The organism is Candidatus Reidiella endopervernicosa (genome assembly GCF_013343005.1).
Lineage (GTDB): Bacteria > Pseudomonadota > Gammaproteobacteria.
In genome coordinates, this window is the sequence record NZ_CP054491.1 from 3,085,805 (window position 1) to 3,101,212 (window position 15,408).

Below are 15,408 nucleotides of genomic sequence, written 5' to 3' on the forward strand. Positions count from 1 at the left end.
ATAGCTTCTGAAAAAGTTTTTGATAACGCAGCTTCTTGATAATGCTACACAGTTACACCACCACACCTATGCACCGAGACACAACCACCCTGCATAACCTCGCCAATCGCCAAACTGCACACAGGCTAACCACAAGGGGACGAGATTGAGCATGACATCGCGCACTACCTACCAACTGGTGATCCTATCAGCTCATCACCCGAGAACTGCCAACCTGCATCCCGCAATCTATCCGCAGCGACAATCCCATACTTTGCATCGACCTGATCAAAGTTCTGATAGATATAATCAACCAGTTTCTCAGCATGCGCTGAGCGGAGATGTTTCGCACTCCAGGTGGTGATGTTATAGCTACGATAAAAGGGATAACGATGCCCAATTAGAGCGGCATCATCACTCGGTTTTACGCCATCAATCATCAACGCCTTAACCCCCCGCTTGCCACCATAGAGCGAGGCCATCCATAACGACTCATATCCCAGAGCATTTATCTGCCTACTGGTGATTTCAACCATATCTGCGATGGTGCTGATCTCGCGCGTCACAGGACTGAACATATCCTCATTATCCAGAATCAGCCTCCAGTGTCCCGGGCGGTTTTTACAGTGCAATCTGGCTATCGTCTTGATCGGCTGATTAAACGACGGCTTGATATTGCTCCACGAGCCAATACTACCACTGTAGATATCACGTGCTTGTTTGAGCGTGACATCTGCCACCGGATTGTCTGTATGCACAATCAACGCAACCGCCGCTATTCCAAGCGTGTGATAAGTAAGCCCTGGTAGGCGATCTATCTCACCGGCAGGACAGCAGAACCCACCTATATCGACCCTCTTGTCGAGAAGCGAACCCGCCGAGATACCACAGGTGCCATCCGCAACAGCAATGCGCAGAGCATGGCTTTTTGCATAACGCTCAATCAGCGGCGTTAATGCTGGGTAGAGATGTTGGTCTAGCGTGATGGCCAGATCGATATCCTTCGGCATCTTTTTATACTGTATCGGCTGCTGCTCCCACCCCACCGGCATCTTTTCAACATGCAAATGATCACTAAATTCCCGCGAACCCGCTTTGGCAACGACTGCTGAGCTCGCCAGTGAAAACAGCACCATTACAAACAGCACTATATTGGTGCGCCATTCCAATCTCATACTCCGCACTCCTGATTCATTAAGGGCATAAAACCGGCACCTAATTAGGTACCCTCTAATATATGGAACTCAGGCCGGTAGACCGTATCGAACTCAAAAGGTATGGCATATACCTCTCCATTCGATTCGATCACCACCGTAACGCGCCATCGCATCTTCTGCTTACTGCAGACCGATAGCGACGCCCCACCGCTAAAGCTCAACCCATCTACCGATACCAACGGGTACTGTATCGTACCCATATCAACGTCAACACCGGTAAAGACTACCGCGACGGAGTCTGCACTAAATCCCATCAGGTTAACTGTGATCTCCAACGGCTTAAGCTGGGGAATTCCCAGAGGTAGAATCGCTAGCTCAATGATCTCACCATTCGCCGCAACAGCCTTACACGGTGCTGCCCTCAGGTCACATCGATTATTAACACTGAACTCACCAATACCGCCATGAGAATGATAGCCAAGAACCATCAATACCAACATTGCGGAGGCACCATAAAAGAACCATCGCTGTCCCAGCATTTTCGGTAACACGATTTAACTCTCCTCCCTGAATACGTTATGCATGGTCATTACCTGCCACTGCTCACCACACTCACCTCTGCCACTTTGCCCAACAACACCTTCTGTTACTATTATCGCTACAGTAACGACTAGCGGAACCACAAAACAACTCCATGTTGCGACGCTTCTTCAACACCAAATACTTTCCAGTATCGGTAGGCCTCTTTATCACACTGCTCGCCTGCTGGATGCAGATTACGCGCGTAGAACCGTTCCACTCCCTGCAAAAACGCATGGAGCTGATCGGCTACGACCTGATACTGCGCAAGACGGTCCACAATCAAGTCGCACCTGACCAGCGCGTCATCATTGTCGATATCGATGAAAAGAGTCTGAAACGCATCGGCCGCTGGCCGTGGCCAAGGAACATGCTCGCCACCATGACCCAAAAGCTCTTTGAGCAGGGCACCGTCATTGTCGGATATGACCAGGTCTTCGCCGATGCCGAAGAAAATATCGCCCGGCAACTATATACAGCGCTCGAGTCACTCGACCTTGGTGACGCCAAGAGCCGTTCGTTGTTGACCGATGTTGAAAAGATCTTCAATCATGACGAACAACTCGCTGCGACTATCGGCCAGGGCGATAGCGTACTCGGCTTCATGTTCAACTACTCCGATGTCGAGTCAGCGCGTCCAGCGCCACCACCAGCCCCCTTCAAAATCTCAGTCGCGCCGAGCATGACCAGCATCATCGAGATGCCGAACTACATCACCAATATCGAATCACTGGAACAGAACGCCATCGGTCACGGATTTCTGACCACCTTCCCCGATGATGACGGCATCATTCGACGCACTCCGTTATTACTGCGTTATGGCGAGCAGATCTACCCTTCACTCGCACTAGAGGTGGTGCGTAGCTTTCTGTTGCTAGACGATTACTCTATTCACGTCGAAGAGATCGGTGATCGTTACGCCGTAGAGAGCATCCTACTCGGCGACAAGCGCATCCCAACCTCAGATACCGGACAGGTAGTCGTCCCCTTCCGAGGACCATCAGGAAGCTACCGCTACGTCTCGGCCAGCGACGTGATCGAGGGGCTAACACCACCCGGATTATTCGCCAATTCTATTGTTCTGGTCGGAACCACCGCACAAGGTCTTAACGATCTTGTTCCTACGCCCGTAGAGAGCGTTTTTCCTGGCGTTGAGATTCACGCCAATATTATCAGCGCCATACTCGACAACTCCTTTCTCAACGTACCCGCCTGGGCGGAGGGCGCCAATCTGGTCATCCTGTTGATCACCGGTCTGGTACTCGCACTACTACTGCCCTTTCTCAGCCCTGTGATGCTGCTGCTCAGCTCGGTTCTCGTAGCGTTGATCGACTTCAACCTGGTCAGCTGGCTCTGGAGCAGTCACGGATACATCCTAAACTTCGCCAGCCCGATCATCCTGACCCTGATGCTGGCGATACCCAACATGCTCTACGGCCTGCTCAACGAATCGCAGCGGCGCAAAGAGCTGAAATCGATTTTCGGTCAATACATACCTCCACAGCTGGTAGAGGAGATGAGCAAGAACAACGCCACCGACTTCGGTTTTGAGGGTGAGAGTCGTGTGATGACGGTACTGTTTGCCGATATTCGCAGCTTCACCACCATCTCCGAATCTCTCAGCCCATCAGAGCTAAAGCACCTGCTCAACCTCTTTTTCACCGATATGACCCGCATCATTTTCGAGAACAAGGGCACCATCGATAAGTATGTCGGCGATATGATCATGGCCTTCTGGGGGGCGCCAATCGACGATCCTAACCACCGTCACCACGCCATCCTCGCCGCACTGGAGATGCTTAAGGAGACTGAAAGGCTGAAGCAGAGCTTCAAGGAGCAGGGATTACCGGAAATCAATATCGGCATCGGCCTCAACACCGGCACCATGAGTGTCGGCGACATGGGCTCGACCTTTCGTCGCTCCTATACCGTGCTAGGCGATGCGGTCAATCTGGGGTCTCGCCTGGAGGGACAGACCAAGAGTTACGGCGTTGGTTTGATTGTTGGCGAGACAACCCACGCCGAGCAGACCGACATCCTATTTCGCCGCCTCGATCTGGTACAGGTGAAGGGCAAGACCGAACCGGTGCACATCTTCGAACCGATCTGTCTTCGTGATGAGGCGGATGAAGCACTATTCAAAGAGATTGAGATTAATGAACAGGCCATCACCCTCTTTCAGAGCGGCGAACTTAAGGAGTCTCTGGCGCTCTACCATAGCCTCGCAGGGAGCCACCCCGAGATCATGGTCTACCGCATCTATATTGGTCGTATTAATGAGATCCTGGAAAGCAACACGCCGCTCGATGATTGGAGCGGCGTGCACGTATTAACAACCAAGTAACTCCCTTTCGGGAGAGTGGAGCTTAGTCCGGTGTAGCGCTGATCTTGTGAATGGTCAGATCGGCACCCTCATACTCCTCCTCCTGAGAGAGGCGCAGACCAACAATCTTCTTCAGTCCGCCATAGACCACAAAGCCTCCTACCAGCGCGATCGAAAGACCGAGCACGGTTCCAGCCAACTGCGCCATGAAGGTCACTCCACCCATACCGCCCAACGCCTCAAGACCGAAGATACCGGCTGCGATACCACCCCAGGCACCACAGAGACCATGCAGCGGCCAGACACCCAGTACGTCATCGATCTTCCAGCGATTCTGGGTCAGGGTGAAGGTCCAGACAAACAGGCCACCAGCGATCAGACCGGTAATCAGCGCCCCCATAGGGTGCATCAGATCGGACCCGGCACAGACAGCAACCAGGCCAGCAAGCGGACCATTGTGGACAAAACCCGGGTCATTCTTTCCAAAGAAGAGTGCGGCGAGAATACCGCCAACCATTGCCATCAGCGAGTTAACCGCCACCAGACCAGAGATGCCCTCAACCGCCTGTGCTGACATCACGTTAAAGCCGAACCAACCGACAGTCAGGATCCATGCACCGAGTGCGAGAAAGGGAATACTGCTCGGCGGATGCGCATACATCTCACCATTTTTACCGTAACGACCCTGTCGGTGACCAAGCATCACTACCGCACCCAGCGCCAGCCAACCCCCCATGCCGTGAACAACCACCGAACCAGCAAAGTCATGGAACTGAGCGCCAAAGGTCGCCTCAATCCATGCCTGTACACCGTAGTTACCGTTCCAGGTGATGCCCTCGAAGAAGGGGTAGATCAACGCGACCAGAACGAAGGTCGCAGCCAGCTGCGGATTGAACTTGGCGCGCTCGGCGATACCACCAGAGATAATGGCTGGAATCGCCGCAGCAAAGGTGAGCAGGAAGAAGAACTTCACCAACTCATAACCATTTTTCTCTGAGAGCACCGGGGCTGCGTCGAAGAAGCTCATACCGTAGGCGACGCTATAACCAATAAAGAAGTAGGCGATGGTGGAGACGGCGAAATCAGCGATGATCTTCACCAGCGCATTGACCTGATTCTTACTGCGCACGGTTCCGACCTCAAGAAAGGCAAATCCGGCATGCATCGCCAGCACCATAATCGCGCCTAACAGTACAAAAAGAACATCACTTCCAGCTTGCAGACCGCTCATACTTCTAAATCCCCTTCATTACAGTGTGGTGTTGACTTAATGAGGTGCAGAGAATGCATAAACCATGCCCAACAATGGAGCACTTAATAATCAACGAGTTAGACACGAATTAGCAAAACCCTCCTGCAGACTCGCACCACATCTGTGCGCGCACCAACAAAAACGCACAGCAAACGAGCACAAAAAAGGGGCGTGCTATAAAAAAAGAACCGGTGCAGTGCACCGGTCAAATGGATCTCAGGAGACAAATTAAAGAAGCTACGGTTAAAGAGTAGTCCTGCTCGCACACTCCAACCGAGACCTGTTCGATAGTTCTGGTGGAACCAGTTCACAGTTCCTAATAAGCGACTCATTAACCCATCGGTTTTTATCAACTTTTCCCTACGAAACAGGCAATTAAAAACCTTACCATTTGTCCCGTAGGGGGGTTATGATTGAATCATTATAAATACTACATATATCGGGGATTCTGTTTTGCGAATAGCGCTACTAGAGGACGATGTAGAGCTGGCCAACATGATGCAGCTGTGGCTGGAGGCCGAGGGGCACGAGTGTAGTAGCTTCGAGACCGGACAGAACTATACGCGCGCACTTGGGCGCGAAAGTTATGACCTGCTCATTATCGACTGGATGCTTCCGGACACGAGCGGTGATGAGGTGCTCGGCTGGGTGCGTGAACATATCGACTGGCCGATCCCGGTCCTCTTTGTCACGCAACGCGACAGTAAAGAAGATATCGTCAAGGCACTGGAGATCGGTGCCGACGACTACATGATAAAACCGGTCAATCGCATGGAGATGATGGCCCGCGTTAATGCACTAGGTCGTCGTGCACAGGTCAATCAGGAGAAGAAAGGCACTCTCGAAGCCGACCCTTATATGATCGATTTCGGTTCACGTCGCATCGCCGTTGCCGGTAAATCGGTCGAAATGACGCAAAAAGAGTTCGATCTCGCCAGCTTCCTGTTCCGCAATGTCGGTCGTGTTATCTCACGTGGTCACATTCTCGAGAGCGTCTGGGGTCAGTCGGCGCAGATCACCACCCGCACCGTCGACACTCACATCAGCCGTATTCGCAACAAGCTCCACCTCTCCCCCGAGAACGGCTGGAAGCTGACCGCGATCTACCAGCACGGCTACCGCCTCGAACGTATCGAATAAACCCACCACCTGTCAGGTTTCGCTGCGGTGGAGAAGCCGCACGGATTCCGGCAGACTCTGCGCTCTTTCTGAGCCGAACTGAGCACCACATCGATGGAAAATGTTCTATTCCAAATGGCCGCACTAATCCTCTGCGGCGTCGCCTGGCGTGTGGTACGGCCACTCGACCTCGATGCCGACAGTGCCCGCCGCACCCTCACCGGCCTGGTCTATGTACTGCTACTCCCAGCATTAGTCATTCGTGTTCTATGGCAGGCGCCACTCGGCATCGAGGCAGTACAGATCGCGATTATTGCCGCAGCCACCGTCGTTGTCGGCCTGCTCCTCTCCTGGAGTATCTGCCGTCTCTGCTCAACGCCTAAGCCGGTTGCTGGCGCTCTACTGCTTGCCGCCGCCTTTCCTAACGCCACCTATATGGGCCTCCCGGTACTCACCGAAACCCTCGGTGAATGGGCCAGCCGTATCGCTATCCAGTACGATCTTTTCGCCTGCACACCACTACTACTCACCGTCGGCATCCTGATCGCACGCCGCCACGGCGAGAACACCAGCAACGAGTCGATGTTACGTACGCTGCTTACGGTTCCTCCACTCTGGGCTGCAGCGGCAGCCGTGACGCTAAACCTCGGCAGCGTCCCCTTCCCCGCCTGGCTGGAACATCTGCTTAATACCATGGGCATGGCGGTCATTCCGCTGATGCTGATCGCACTCGGTATGGGACTGCGCTGGGATACCTGGCGTCCGGCGATGTTACCGAAGTTGATTCCAATACTGCTGATCCAGCTACTGATACAACCGCTGCTGGCACTATGGCTTGCCGATCTGCAGGGCCTGCAGGGTGAGGTCAAAATGGCCATCGTTCTTGAAGCGGCGATGCCAAGCATGGTGCTCGGCATCGTGCTTGCTGATCGCTACAAGCTCGACACCGGGCTCTACGCAGCTGCGGTGACACTCTCCACCGCCGTCAGCCTGGTCACCCTACCGCTATGGTTCAGCTGGCTCGCCTAACGACGATTCGGCCAACAACATAAATACAACAACGACAATAATGAGAAAAATAACGTGATTCCAGAACAGATCCTAAACAGCTCACTGCCCGAGCTACTCCGTTCCACCACCACCCGCCTTGCCAATGAGCAGGCCATCATCAACGGCGAAAACCAGATCAGCTTCTCTGAGTTCGAGCAGCGCAGCAATAACGTCGCCGCCTGGCTACAATCACAGGGGGTAAGCAATGGTGAACGCATCGCCCTCTACTGCCCCAACTCCATCGAATTCGCCCTCGCCTACTTCGGCATCATCAAAGCGGGCGCAACCGTCGTACCACTCAATCTGCTGCTCAATCCACAGGAGCTCGCCTTTATCCTCAACAATGCCGATGTGGGCCGCATGATCTACCACGTTGCAATGAGCGATCAGGTGAGCGCGATTAATGAACACTACAGCGGCATTGAACAGGCCGTACTGATCGGCGCAGATAGCGAACAGACCATCAACTGGAACAATCTTGTTGATCACCCAGAACCGTTATCTGAGATCAGTTTCAATCCCGCAGACGACGTTGCGGTCATCCTCTACACCTCAGGCACCACGGGCCAGCCGAAGGGAGCAATGCTGACCCATCGCAATCTCGCCGCCGACACCTGGGGGGTAAAGCAGTTTCTACAGCTCAAATCGGGGCGTGATCGACTACTGGTGGTATTACCGATGTTCCACGCCTTCGCCGCCACCGTCGGCATGCTCACCCCACTACTGCACGGACTCAGCTTCATCCCCGTACCCCGCTTTGAGCACGAACTGATCGCCAATGCGATTGCCGATAACGGCGCGACGATCTTCCTCGGCGTGCCGAGTATGTACAACGTGCTGCTGCGCCTCTCTGACGAGGCGGCTGGAAAACTCGATTCGCTACGCTACTGTGTCTCCGGCGGTGCCGCGATGCCGGTCGAAATCATGCGTCAGTTTGAGGAGAAGTTTGGCAAGCTGATCTACGAAGGCGATGGCCCGACCGAGTGCTCGCCGGTCACCTGCGTTAACCCTATCGGTGGTGTACGAAAAATCGCCTCGGTTGGCCTACCGATCCCCGGCGTAGAGATGAAAATTCTCGATGACGATGGCAACGAACCGGCCAAGGGCGAGGTGGGCGAGATCTGCGTACGTGGACCGACCATCATGAAGGGCTACTGGCGTCTTGAGGCAGAGACCTACGAGAGCTTCTTTGAGGATTGGTTCCGTACCGGTGACCTCGGTACAGAGGATGAGGATGGCTACTTCTTTATCGTCGACCGCAAAAAAGACATGATCATCGTCAACGGCATGAACGTCTACCCACGCATGGTCGAGGAGGTACTCTACCGCTATGAGCCGATCCGTGAGGCGGCCGTAGTTGGCGAGGCCAATGAGCTTCACGGTGAGGTTGCGGTCGCTTATGTCTCTCTCAATGAAAGCGTCGGAGAGATCAGCTCGGCCGACGTGCGCAGTTTCTGCCGTGAGCAGCTTGGCAACCATCAGGTGCCACGCAAGGTCTTCTTCCTTGATGAACTACCCAAAAATGCCGCCGGTAAGATTTTGAAACGCGAACTGCGGAACCAGGGAGAGCTGGAGCGGGGCATTGATAGCCGTTGTGAATCGGACTAATCGCCGATGCGTACCAGCTCGATCAGTTTATTATTCTGATCAAAGCGCAATTCAAAGGTACCGCTAATACCCTTGTGAGTGACAAAGGGACGTAGCGAGCTGGCGGGGAACTGCACCCGCCGGCCGTCAAAGCTGCGTGTTATGACGTTCCGCGCACTACCGTTGTAGTAGAGCAGATACTTCTCCGCCGAAATCTCGATGCGAAAGCGCATGGATCTGTACGCCATTCGAAATCGCCCCTTCTGTATTACGCCTCGCGAACGATGGTGGTATAGCTGATGCGGGGAAAGACCTTCTGTAGCCCAATGCACTTGGCAGTATTGATCAGGATTGGGCCGGTCAGGCTGGCGCGAACGCTGGGAGCACCCACCTTCGGTTGTGGCAGCAACTCACCCATTGACTCATCTCCGCGGTAGACCAGCAGCATCACCGACAGATCATTCAACTCTCCAAGCTGTAACAGCTCGCTCTCTTCATCGCTCAAGGTGAACTCGAACGCCACATTGAACAGCTCAGGATCTGTCACAGCAAAGCTGATGTCGGCATCATCGATCGACTGCAACCAGAAGAGGTTGGGCGACTCACTCTCTTCATTATGAAACAGTTTAAACTTGTGCAGTCCCTCGAAACCGACCATACCGTTAGGCATCTCGATGACCGTATCAGAACTAATCTCCTGAACGCCGAAGCGGGTGCTATTGATCTCCATGGATATCCTCGCGCAGATTGTTGTTATGCTCGGCGCTAGTATATGGCCTATATATGATTGAGGCTAACGTAACTGGCATTTTAATAGGAGCTATAGATGCAGGGCGTCATTCTCGACCGCGACTCACTCGATAACAGCGATCTCGACTTCAGCCAACTCAACGAATCACTGCACGTGTGGCACAGCTTCGATACTGCTAACGACACACCAACCCGTAGACGTCCGGGAGTCGCTATTTTTGCGAAAGTTTGTTTTGGGCATCCAAGCCCAAGCAAACAGCAAAAACTTAACGCGACCGTTTATGCCTGCGGCGCCCCGACCGTCCTGCGTACGTTGCGTAATCACCTCTTCGCGGCTCTACACAACTCCCTCAGTGACTCTACGCCGACATAAAGCCGCTGCTGCATCTTCTCCGTCGTTCGCTCGCGCTCTCAACTACGAATAGGCAGACGGCGTCGACTATCGGGGACTAACCGCCCTCACTTCGCTCTCCATGGCGGTCAGCGATTGAAGGCGCAGAAGTGGTCGTGACGAATAAGGTCATACTCGATCAAAGCATCATCGAAGCGGCCGACTCACTACGTCTGATTGCGATTGCGGCAACCGGCACCAACAACGTCGATCTGGAGGCCGCCCGAGAGAAAGAGGTAGCCGTCTGCAACGTTACCGGTTACGCCACACCTTCGGTCGTCGAACACGTCTTCGCCCTGATTCTCTCGCTCAGCCGACATCTCAACCACTATCGTAGCGACCTACAGGCGGGTGCCTGGCAGCAGAGCCCCCACTTCACCCTGCTCAACCACCCGGTTGGCGAGTTAAGCGGAAAGAGACTCGGCATCGTCGGTTATGGTGAACTGGGACAGGCGGTGGCACGTTGCGCCGAGGCATTTGGCATGCGGGTGCTACTCGCCGCGCGTCCCGGCGGGGATGAGCGTCCCGACCGAATCCCACTTGAACAACTACTGCCACAGATCGACATCCTCACCCTCCACTGCCCTCTCAGCCCAGAGACGACTGGCCTGATCGATAACAAGGCCCTATCACTGATGAAACCGAGTGCGCTCCTAATCAACGCCGCACGCGGCGGCATAGTTGATGAGGCGGCGCTACTCAATGCACTGCAGTCGGGTCGACTCGCCGGTGCCGGTATCGACACCCTCGCCATTGAGCCACCGGATGACGAAAGTCCGCTGCTGAGCGTCAACCTACCCAATCTAATTGTCACGCCACATATCGCCTGGGCGAGCCGTGAGGCAAGGCAACGGTTGATTGATCAGGTGGGATTAAACATTGAGGCATTTATTAAAGGTGAGAAGAGAAATCGAATTGTTTAGACCGCTGCATTGATATCACGTCAGCGATGGAGTCTTTCGCACAAAAAAGGGGCCAAACGGCCCCTTTTCAGTTCACAATCGATTAACAGCTGAATCAGCTCTCACCCTTGTCCGTAACCTGTCCCGTCTTGTGCAATGGCACGACGACCTCACCACTCCCCTGCTGTGGCTCATCGGTATAACGCGGACGCATATCCATCGAGCGTCCCGCTGCCTTCGCCAGCTCCTGCTCACGCAGGGAGATCAGCAGTAGTGCCTCACGCATATCGTTGATCGTCTGCTCGCTCAACGGGTGTGCCATGCCAGGCGGGGTGGCTGTCTCTTTGATAACACGGGTCACGATTCCCTTAACTGATTTAAGGATCTGCTCTTCTTTGCTTAACTCTTGCTCACTCATGAGGTACCTGCAGTGCGGTATCGGCGTTCTGAAGATCACACCTAGAATCCGCAATAATTGATGACTGGAATAGTCAAGGATGCTACACAGAAACGGTTAACACCGCCAGTTCACCCACCCCAAGTGGCGTTAAACATCCCGCCAAATAGCGCAGTTTTTTGCACGCTCATACTGCGCTCTATACAATGGCCGCCATTGATAGCCAGCACAACCAAGGAACCAACAATGCCCTATTTCGTATTCAAGGTATTCCCCTCCAAGCAGCTCGAATACATCGAGAAGTACGACGGTTACCGCGAGGCACGTGGAGAGGTTCGCACCCTGCGTGAGGCACTCGGCGATAATCCCGAGCATCAGATTAAAATGATCTTCGCCAAGAACCAGATCGAGGCGGAACACCTACTCAAAGAGGAGCGCGAGGCACCTCCAATCGGCGACGATTAATTACCCTCTACACCGCCCGCCTCTCCATAGGAGGCGGGTTGGCATACCTCAACAGCTCCACCCATCAAGAAACCGCCTCACCGTCCGATAATATAAGTGAGCTTGAAACAGCTCACAGGAGCAGTAGACTCTGAATTTAAGTAATGTGGGGTTGAGATTGATGAAAAGCGGTGAGCTCAACGGAGAACAGCTCGACTACTGGGTCGCCAAGGCACTCGGCATCGAAACCGTTCGTGCCGACGACGGCACACTGCGCTACACCCCCCACCCCTCACTCCCCAACCAACGCTGGCGCCCCAGCAGCTTCTGGTCACAGGGCGGCCCAATCATCGAAAAACACAAGATCGAACTCAACTGGGAATGGGAGGGCAATGACGCCTGGACGGCAACCATGCCTCCCGAGACGAATGTTGATGGAGAAACCGCACTTGAGGCAGCAATGCGGGCGATTGTTGAAAACAGGCTGGGTTCAAACGTCGGATAACCCTGGGTCTCAAATACCTGAATCCCCCTCCTACCATAGGATCAGATTCGTCAGACAGACAGGTTCAACACCTTCCAGGACAAAGTAAACACTGCCCCATCATTTGGCGTTATAGACAAACACCATCACATCCACCCAGGCAGCAAGACATTTCAGAGAAGAGCTACGCACTACAATGGAAGTAAACCTAATAGATCCTGGCCTACTTAGCAGGGGCGGACACCATTTCGAATGGTGCCTATCAATAGCCAGGCACCTCTCTGAGCAGTCTCACAGCACAATGCTCTATGTGCATATAGATATTGACGATGAAGCAATCCAAGCCCTCAGCAAGCACTGCCTTGTGGTTCCCCTTTTTTCAGAAGATCCCTACAAGGCCACAAACAATAAAGACGACACCCTTTCAGAACTGACAAAGTATCTTGAACCCGTTGAAATATTGCAGCGAGAGCTAACCGAAACTTCGCCTGCCGACCTAAACATTTGGCCAACACTGTTTGGCTACCAGCTCTCGGCATTTGAGGCTTTAAAATCTAAAGGCCGTATCGCAACCTGCATCCACTTCCCACCTAACATGCGGGCAGGGGTACTCTCAGTTGGAATTTGGCGCCATGGCGCCCATCTTGTAAAAAAACATGATCTGGATATCTCATTTGGTGTCACGGTCCCTGAGCTAATCCCTCCCTACACAAAGCTGTTAAGTGCACAGATAAATGAGCTACCCCTACTGGTCAGCGGTCGTACCGCAGAACATCCGAAAACAGAATTAAAGAGCATCGGCTTCTTTGGCCAACAAAAACCCGGCAAGGGAAGCAAGTTAATCCCAGAACTAGTCCAACGCCTACATCGTTCAGGATATAACTTAACCATTCAAGACTCTGGCAACCACATGAAGGTGACGGAGGCCCCCGGACTGAAACAGCTCTCCTATGTTGAGTCACTGGCTGATGAGATCAACAAGGTCGACCTGGTCATCGCCCCTTACAATCCCGAGCACTACAGGGCAATGGGATCAGGTGTTGTCTGGGATGCAGTTGCCTCAGGCGTACCCATTGTTGCTCCTGCCGGAACGTCACCGGGAAACTTTATTTCTCGACATCGAGCCGGTGTACTCTTTGATGAATTTACCGCTCAGAGTGTATTAGAGGCCGTAGACACTGCACACAAGCGTTACGATGAAATTGCGGACCACGCATTTCACGCATGTCAAAACTGGGAGACTTCACACGGCATTGAAAAATTCGTAACTGCGCTGATAGGTACGGGATAATAGATTGGTGGTTGACGTGCTTGGCTAAACACCGAGAACACCACCTTTAACAGACGCACGAGATCAGCTGCAGGGACCGGTTTGCTATAAAGATAACCCTGAACGCAGTCACACTGCTCACGTACAAGAAACGCTTGCTGAGCCTCTGTCTCCACACCCTCGGCCAGCACCTCTAATTGCATGCTATGTCCCAGCGCGATAATCGCTCGAGAAATCGCCTCATCATTGGGATCATCAGGAATATCTCGCACAAACGAACGATCAATCTTCAGCTTCTGGATAGGTAACCGTTTGAGATAGCTAAGGGATGAGTAGCCGGTTCCAAAATCATCGACGGCGAGTGCTATGCCCATCTCACGAAGAGACTCAAGCATCTCAATAGCCCGGTCGGGATTCTGTATCAGAAACCCTTCTGTAATCTCTACCTCGAGGTAGTTAGGTCACACCCGTCTCTTTCAGAACATCTGAAATCATCTCAACAAGATGCCCCTGATTTATCTGGCCTCCAGATATATTAACGCTCATTCGTACCGAAGTTATTCCAGCATCGATCCACTCACGACACTGGCGACAGGCTGCGGCGAACACCCATCGATCAAGCGCCACCATCAGGCCACTCTCCTCAGCTGCGCCGAGAAAACAGCCGGCTCTGCATACCCTCTCGGGGTGATTCCAGCGTATCAACGCCTCCATTCCAACAATAGAGCCATCTTTCAGCGAACACTGAGGCTGGTAGTAGAGTTCAAATTCATTTCGCTCAAGCGCCCTTCGCAGGTCGCTCTCTATCGACAACTGCCGCATGGCCTTTGCTGTGAATTCTGCAGAGTAAAACTGGTATTTATTCTTACCCTGCTCCTTGGCACTATACATGGCCGTATCCGCATTACGAATCAACTCATCTCCTGTAACACCATCATCGGGATAGATACTGACGCCCACACTTGCAGTCACCGTATAGTGTTGATCCCCCGCCATAATTGGCAGTTCAATAGCCTTGAGGATTTTCTCTGATACCCGACTTGCATCCTCCTGATGATGAAGCTGTTCAAGAAGGATCATGAACTCAACCCCCAGTCTGGCTACGGTATCCTCAGCCCTTACCTGCTGCTGCAAACGCGTACCCACCTCCTTTAGTATCTCATCACCCATTGCGTGACCCATAGTGTCATTGATCGTCTTGAATCTATCCAGACCAATAAACAGCACAGCTACCTGTTGACGATCACGCTCAGCGCGTTGCAAAGCATGTACTAGTCGATCACCCAGTAGCAATCGATTTGGCAGACTTGTTAATGGGTCGTGATGAGCTAGGAAATCGAGTTTTTCCTGTGATTTTTAATCGTAGAAATGTCGGAAAAAACACCAGCGTAGTGGGTAATTCGACCTGAATCATCGCGTACAGACGTGATGGTGAGCCACTCAGGGTAGATCTCGCCATTTTTCGCCGATTAACAATTTCCCCTGCCAGTGATCTGTTTCACGCAGCTGCCGCCACATCAGATCAAAGAAGCCCTTTGATTGGAGGCCAGAATTTAGAAGATGGGGGCTCTGACCTACGGCATCTGCTTCCGAATAACCGGTTATTCTACTAAAGGCGGGATTAGCCGACACGATCTTTCCTTCGGTATTGGTAACCAGCACCCCTCATTTGAGCTTTGCAGAATAGTCGCAGACAACCTCAGTTTGGCCTCGTGTCGTCGAAC

17 protein-coding genes and 2 pseudogenes are annotated in these 15,408 nt (G+C 53.0%); 9 read left to right on the forward strand and 10 right to left on the reverse strand.

The window, feature by feature from the left end; genetic code table 11:
- Positions 1–164: 164 nt before the first annotated feature.
- On the reverse strand, positions 165–1,148 hold the full coding sequence (locus HUE57_RS16715; RefSeq protein ID WP_174673555.1) for a substrate-binding domain-containing protein: 984 nt from the start codon (positions 1,146–1,148) through the stop codon (positions 165–167).
- Positions 1,149–1,198: 50 nt separating this feature from the next.
- Positions 1,199–1,687 carry a hypothetical protein gene (locus tag HUE57_RS16720; protein WP_135622276.1) on the reverse strand — a complete coding sequence of 163 codons (489 nt, stop codon included), beginning with the start codon at positions 1,685–1,687 and terminating at the stop codon, positions 1,199–1,201.
- A 143-nt stretch (positions 1,688–1,830) separates the two neighbouring features.
- Here HUE57_RS16720 and HUE57_RS16725 point away from each other — a divergent pair, with 143 nt between their 5' ends.
- Positions 1,831–4,059, forward strand: coding sequence for a CHASE2 domain-containing protein (locus tag HUE57_RS16725; protein WP_078484060.1), 2,229 nt, complete (start codon positions 1,831–1,833; stop codon positions 4,057–4,059).
- Between the two features lie 22 nt (positions 4,060–4,081).
- On the opposite strand, the gene HUE57_RS16730 is transcribed toward HUE57_RS16725, so the two are convergent.
- A complete protein-coding gene (locus HUE57_RS16730) occupies positions 4,082–5,269 on the reverse strand; it encodes an ammonium transporter (protein ID WP_078484061.1) in 1,188 nt (395 codons plus the stop codon).
- A 474-nt stretch (positions 5,270–5,743) separates the two neighbouring features.
- Here HUE57_RS16730 and HUE57_RS16735 point away from each other — a divergent pair, with 474 nt between their 5' ends.
- From HUE57_RS16735 to HUE57_RS16745, 3 genes are all read left to right on the forward strand, one after another.
- Positions 5,744–6,430, forward strand: a complete 687-nt coding sequence (locus HUE57_RS16735; protein WP_078484062.1) for a response regulator transcription factor — start codon at positions 5,744–5,746, stop codon at positions 6,428–6,430.
- A gap of 93 nt (positions 6,431–6,523) precedes the next feature.
- Positions 6,524–7,438, forward strand: coding sequence for an AEC family transporter (locus tag HUE57_RS16740; protein ID WP_078484063.1), 915 nt, complete (start codon positions 6,524–6,526; stop codon positions 7,436–7,438).
- 54 nt (positions 7,439–7,492) lie between these two features.
- A complete protein-coding gene (locus HUE57_RS16745) occupies positions 7,493–9,067 on the forward strand; it encodes a long-chain-fatty-acid--CoA ligase (protein WP_236725709.1) in 1,575 nt (524 codons plus the stop codon).
- Here HUE57_RS16745 and HUE57_RS16750 read toward each other — a convergent pair.
- Positions 9,064–9,294, reverse strand: a complete 231-nt coding sequence (locus HUE57_RS16750; protein ID WP_236725710.1) for a DUF2835 domain-containing protein — start codon at positions 9,292–9,294, stop codon at positions 9,064–9,066. The genes HUE57_RS16745 and HUE57_RS16750 overlap by 4 nt on opposite strands.
- A gap of 20 nt (positions 9,295–9,314) precedes the next feature.
- Complete coding sequence (gene fliW / locus HUE57_RS16755; protein WP_078484065.1) at positions 9,315–9,776, reverse strand: flagellar assembly protein FliW; 462 nt, start codon at positions 9,774–9,776, stop codon at positions 9,315–9,317.
- Between the two features lie 238 nt (positions 9,777–10,014).
- Between fliW and HUE57_RS16760 the strand changes: the two genes are divergently transcribed.
- Positions 10,015–10,221, forward strand: coding sequence for a hypothetical protein (locus HUE57_RS16760; protein WP_174673556.1), 207 nt, complete (start codon positions 10,015–10,017; stop codon positions 10,219–10,221).
- A gap of 61 nt (positions 10,222–10,282) precedes the next feature.
- Positions 10,283–11,110 carry a D-2-hydroxyacid dehydrogenase gene (locus tag HUE57_RS16765; RefSeq protein WP_174673777.1) on the forward strand — a complete coding sequence of 276 codons (828 nt, stop codon included), beginning with the start codon at positions 10,283–10,285 and terminating at the stop codon, positions 11,108–11,110.
- A gap of 94 nt (positions 11,111–11,204) precedes the next feature.
- On the opposite strand, the gene HUE57_RS16770 is transcribed toward HUE57_RS16765, so the two are convergent.
- Entirely contained in the window at positions 11,205–11,507 is a 303-nt protein-coding gene (locus HUE57_RS16770) for a hypothetical protein (protein ID WP_078484067.1), read from the reverse strand.
- Positions 11,508–11,732: 225 nt separating this feature from the next.
- Between HUE57_RS16770 and HUE57_RS16775 the strand changes: the two genes are divergently transcribed.
- The 3 genes from HUE57_RS16775 to HUE57_RS16785 all read left to right on the forward strand — a co-directional run bounded on the left by HUE57_RS16775 (position 11,733) and on the right by HUE57_RS16785 (position 13,705).
- The gene (locus tag HUE57_RS16775) at positions 11,733–11,951 is read left to right on the forward strand and encodes a hypothetical protein (protein ID WP_078484068.1); all 219 of its coding nucleotides are present in this window, start codon (positions 11,733–11,735) and stop codon (positions 11,949–11,951) included.
- Positions 11,952–12,111: 160 nt separating this feature from the next.
- Entirely contained in the window at positions 12,112–12,435 is a 324-nt protein-coding gene (locus tag HUE57_RS16780; protein WP_078484069.1) for a phage protein NinX family protein, read from the forward strand.
- A 280-nt stretch (positions 12,436–12,715) separates the two neighbouring features.
- A complete protein-coding gene (locus HUE57_RS16785) occupies positions 12,716–13,705 on the forward strand; it encodes a glycosyltransferase (protein WP_174673557.1) in 990 nt (329 codons plus the stop codon).
- On the opposite strand, the pseudogene HUE57_RS19805 reads toward HUE57_RS16785, so the two are convergent.
- The 4 genes and pseudogenes from HUE57_RS19805 to HUE57_RS20490 all read right to left on the reverse strand — a co-directional run.
- Positions 13,642–14,127, reverse strand: a pseudogene (locus HUE57_RS19805) (EAL domain-containing protein); the annotation flags it as partial. The gene HUE57_RS16785 and the pseudogene HUE57_RS19805 overlap by 64 nt on opposite strands.
- Positions 14,128–14,140: 13 nt before the next feature.
- Positions 14,141–14,575: an EAL domain-containing protein gene (locus HUE57_RS19810; protein ID WP_320416301.1), complete on the reverse strand. Its 435-nt coding sequence runs from the start codon at positions 14,573–14,575 to the stop codon at positions 14,141–14,143.
- Positions 14,549–15,013 (reverse strand): annotated as a pseudogene (locus tag HUE57_RS19815) (diguanylate cyclase domain-containing protein); the annotation flags it as partial. The gene HUE57_RS19810 and the pseudogene HUE57_RS19815, both read right to left, overlap by 27 nt.
- A 111-nt stretch (positions 15,014–15,124) precedes the next feature.
- On the reverse strand, positions 15,125–15,346 hold the full coding sequence (locus tag HUE57_RS20490; protein WP_174673559.1) for a PAS domain-containing protein: 222 nt from the start codon (positions 15,344–15,346) through the stop codon (positions 15,125–15,127).
- Between the last annotated feature and the right edge of the window lie 62 nt (positions 15,347–15,408).

Coding starts and splice junctions, on each gene's coding strand:
- HUE57_RS16725 (WP_078484060.1), top strand. CDS start 1,831: ATGTTGCGACGCTTCTTCAACACCAAATACTTTCCAGTATCGGTAGGC.
- HUE57_RS16730 (WP_078484061.1), bottom strand. CDS start 5,269: ATGAGCGGTCTGCAAGCTGGAAGTGATGTTCTTTTTGTACTGTTAGGC.
- HUE57_RS16740 (WP_078484063.1), top strand. CDS start 6,524: ATGGAAAATGTTCTATTCCAAATGGCCGCACTAATCCTCTGCGGCGTC.
- HUE57_RS16750 (WP_236725710.1), bottom strand. CDS start 9,294: ATGGCGTACAGATCCATGCGCTTTCGCATCGAGATTTCGGCGGAGAAG.
- fliW (WP_078484065.1), bottom strand. CDS start 9,776: ATGGAGATCAATAGCACCCGCTTCGGCGTTCAGGAGATTAGTTCTGAT.
- HUE57_RS16770 (WP_078484067.1), bottom strand. CDS start 11,507: ATGAGTGAGCAAGAGTTAAGCAAAGAAGAGCAGATCCTTAAATCAGTT.
- HUE57_RS16775 (WP_078484068.1), top strand. CDS start 11,733: ATGCCCTATTTCGTATTCAAGGTATTCCCCTCCAAGCAGCTCGAATAC.
- HUE57_RS16780 (WP_078484069.1), top strand. CDS start 12,112: ATGAAAAGCGGTGAGCTCAACGGAGAACAGCTCGACTACTGGGTCGCC.
- HUE57_RS16785 (WP_174673557.1), top strand. CDS start 12,716: ATGCTCTATGTGCATATAGATATTGACGATGAAGCAATCCAAGCCCTC.
- HUE57_RS19810 (WP_320416301.1), bottom strand. CDS start 14,575: ATGTATAGTGCCAAGGAGCAGGGTAAGAATAAATACCAGTTTTACTCT.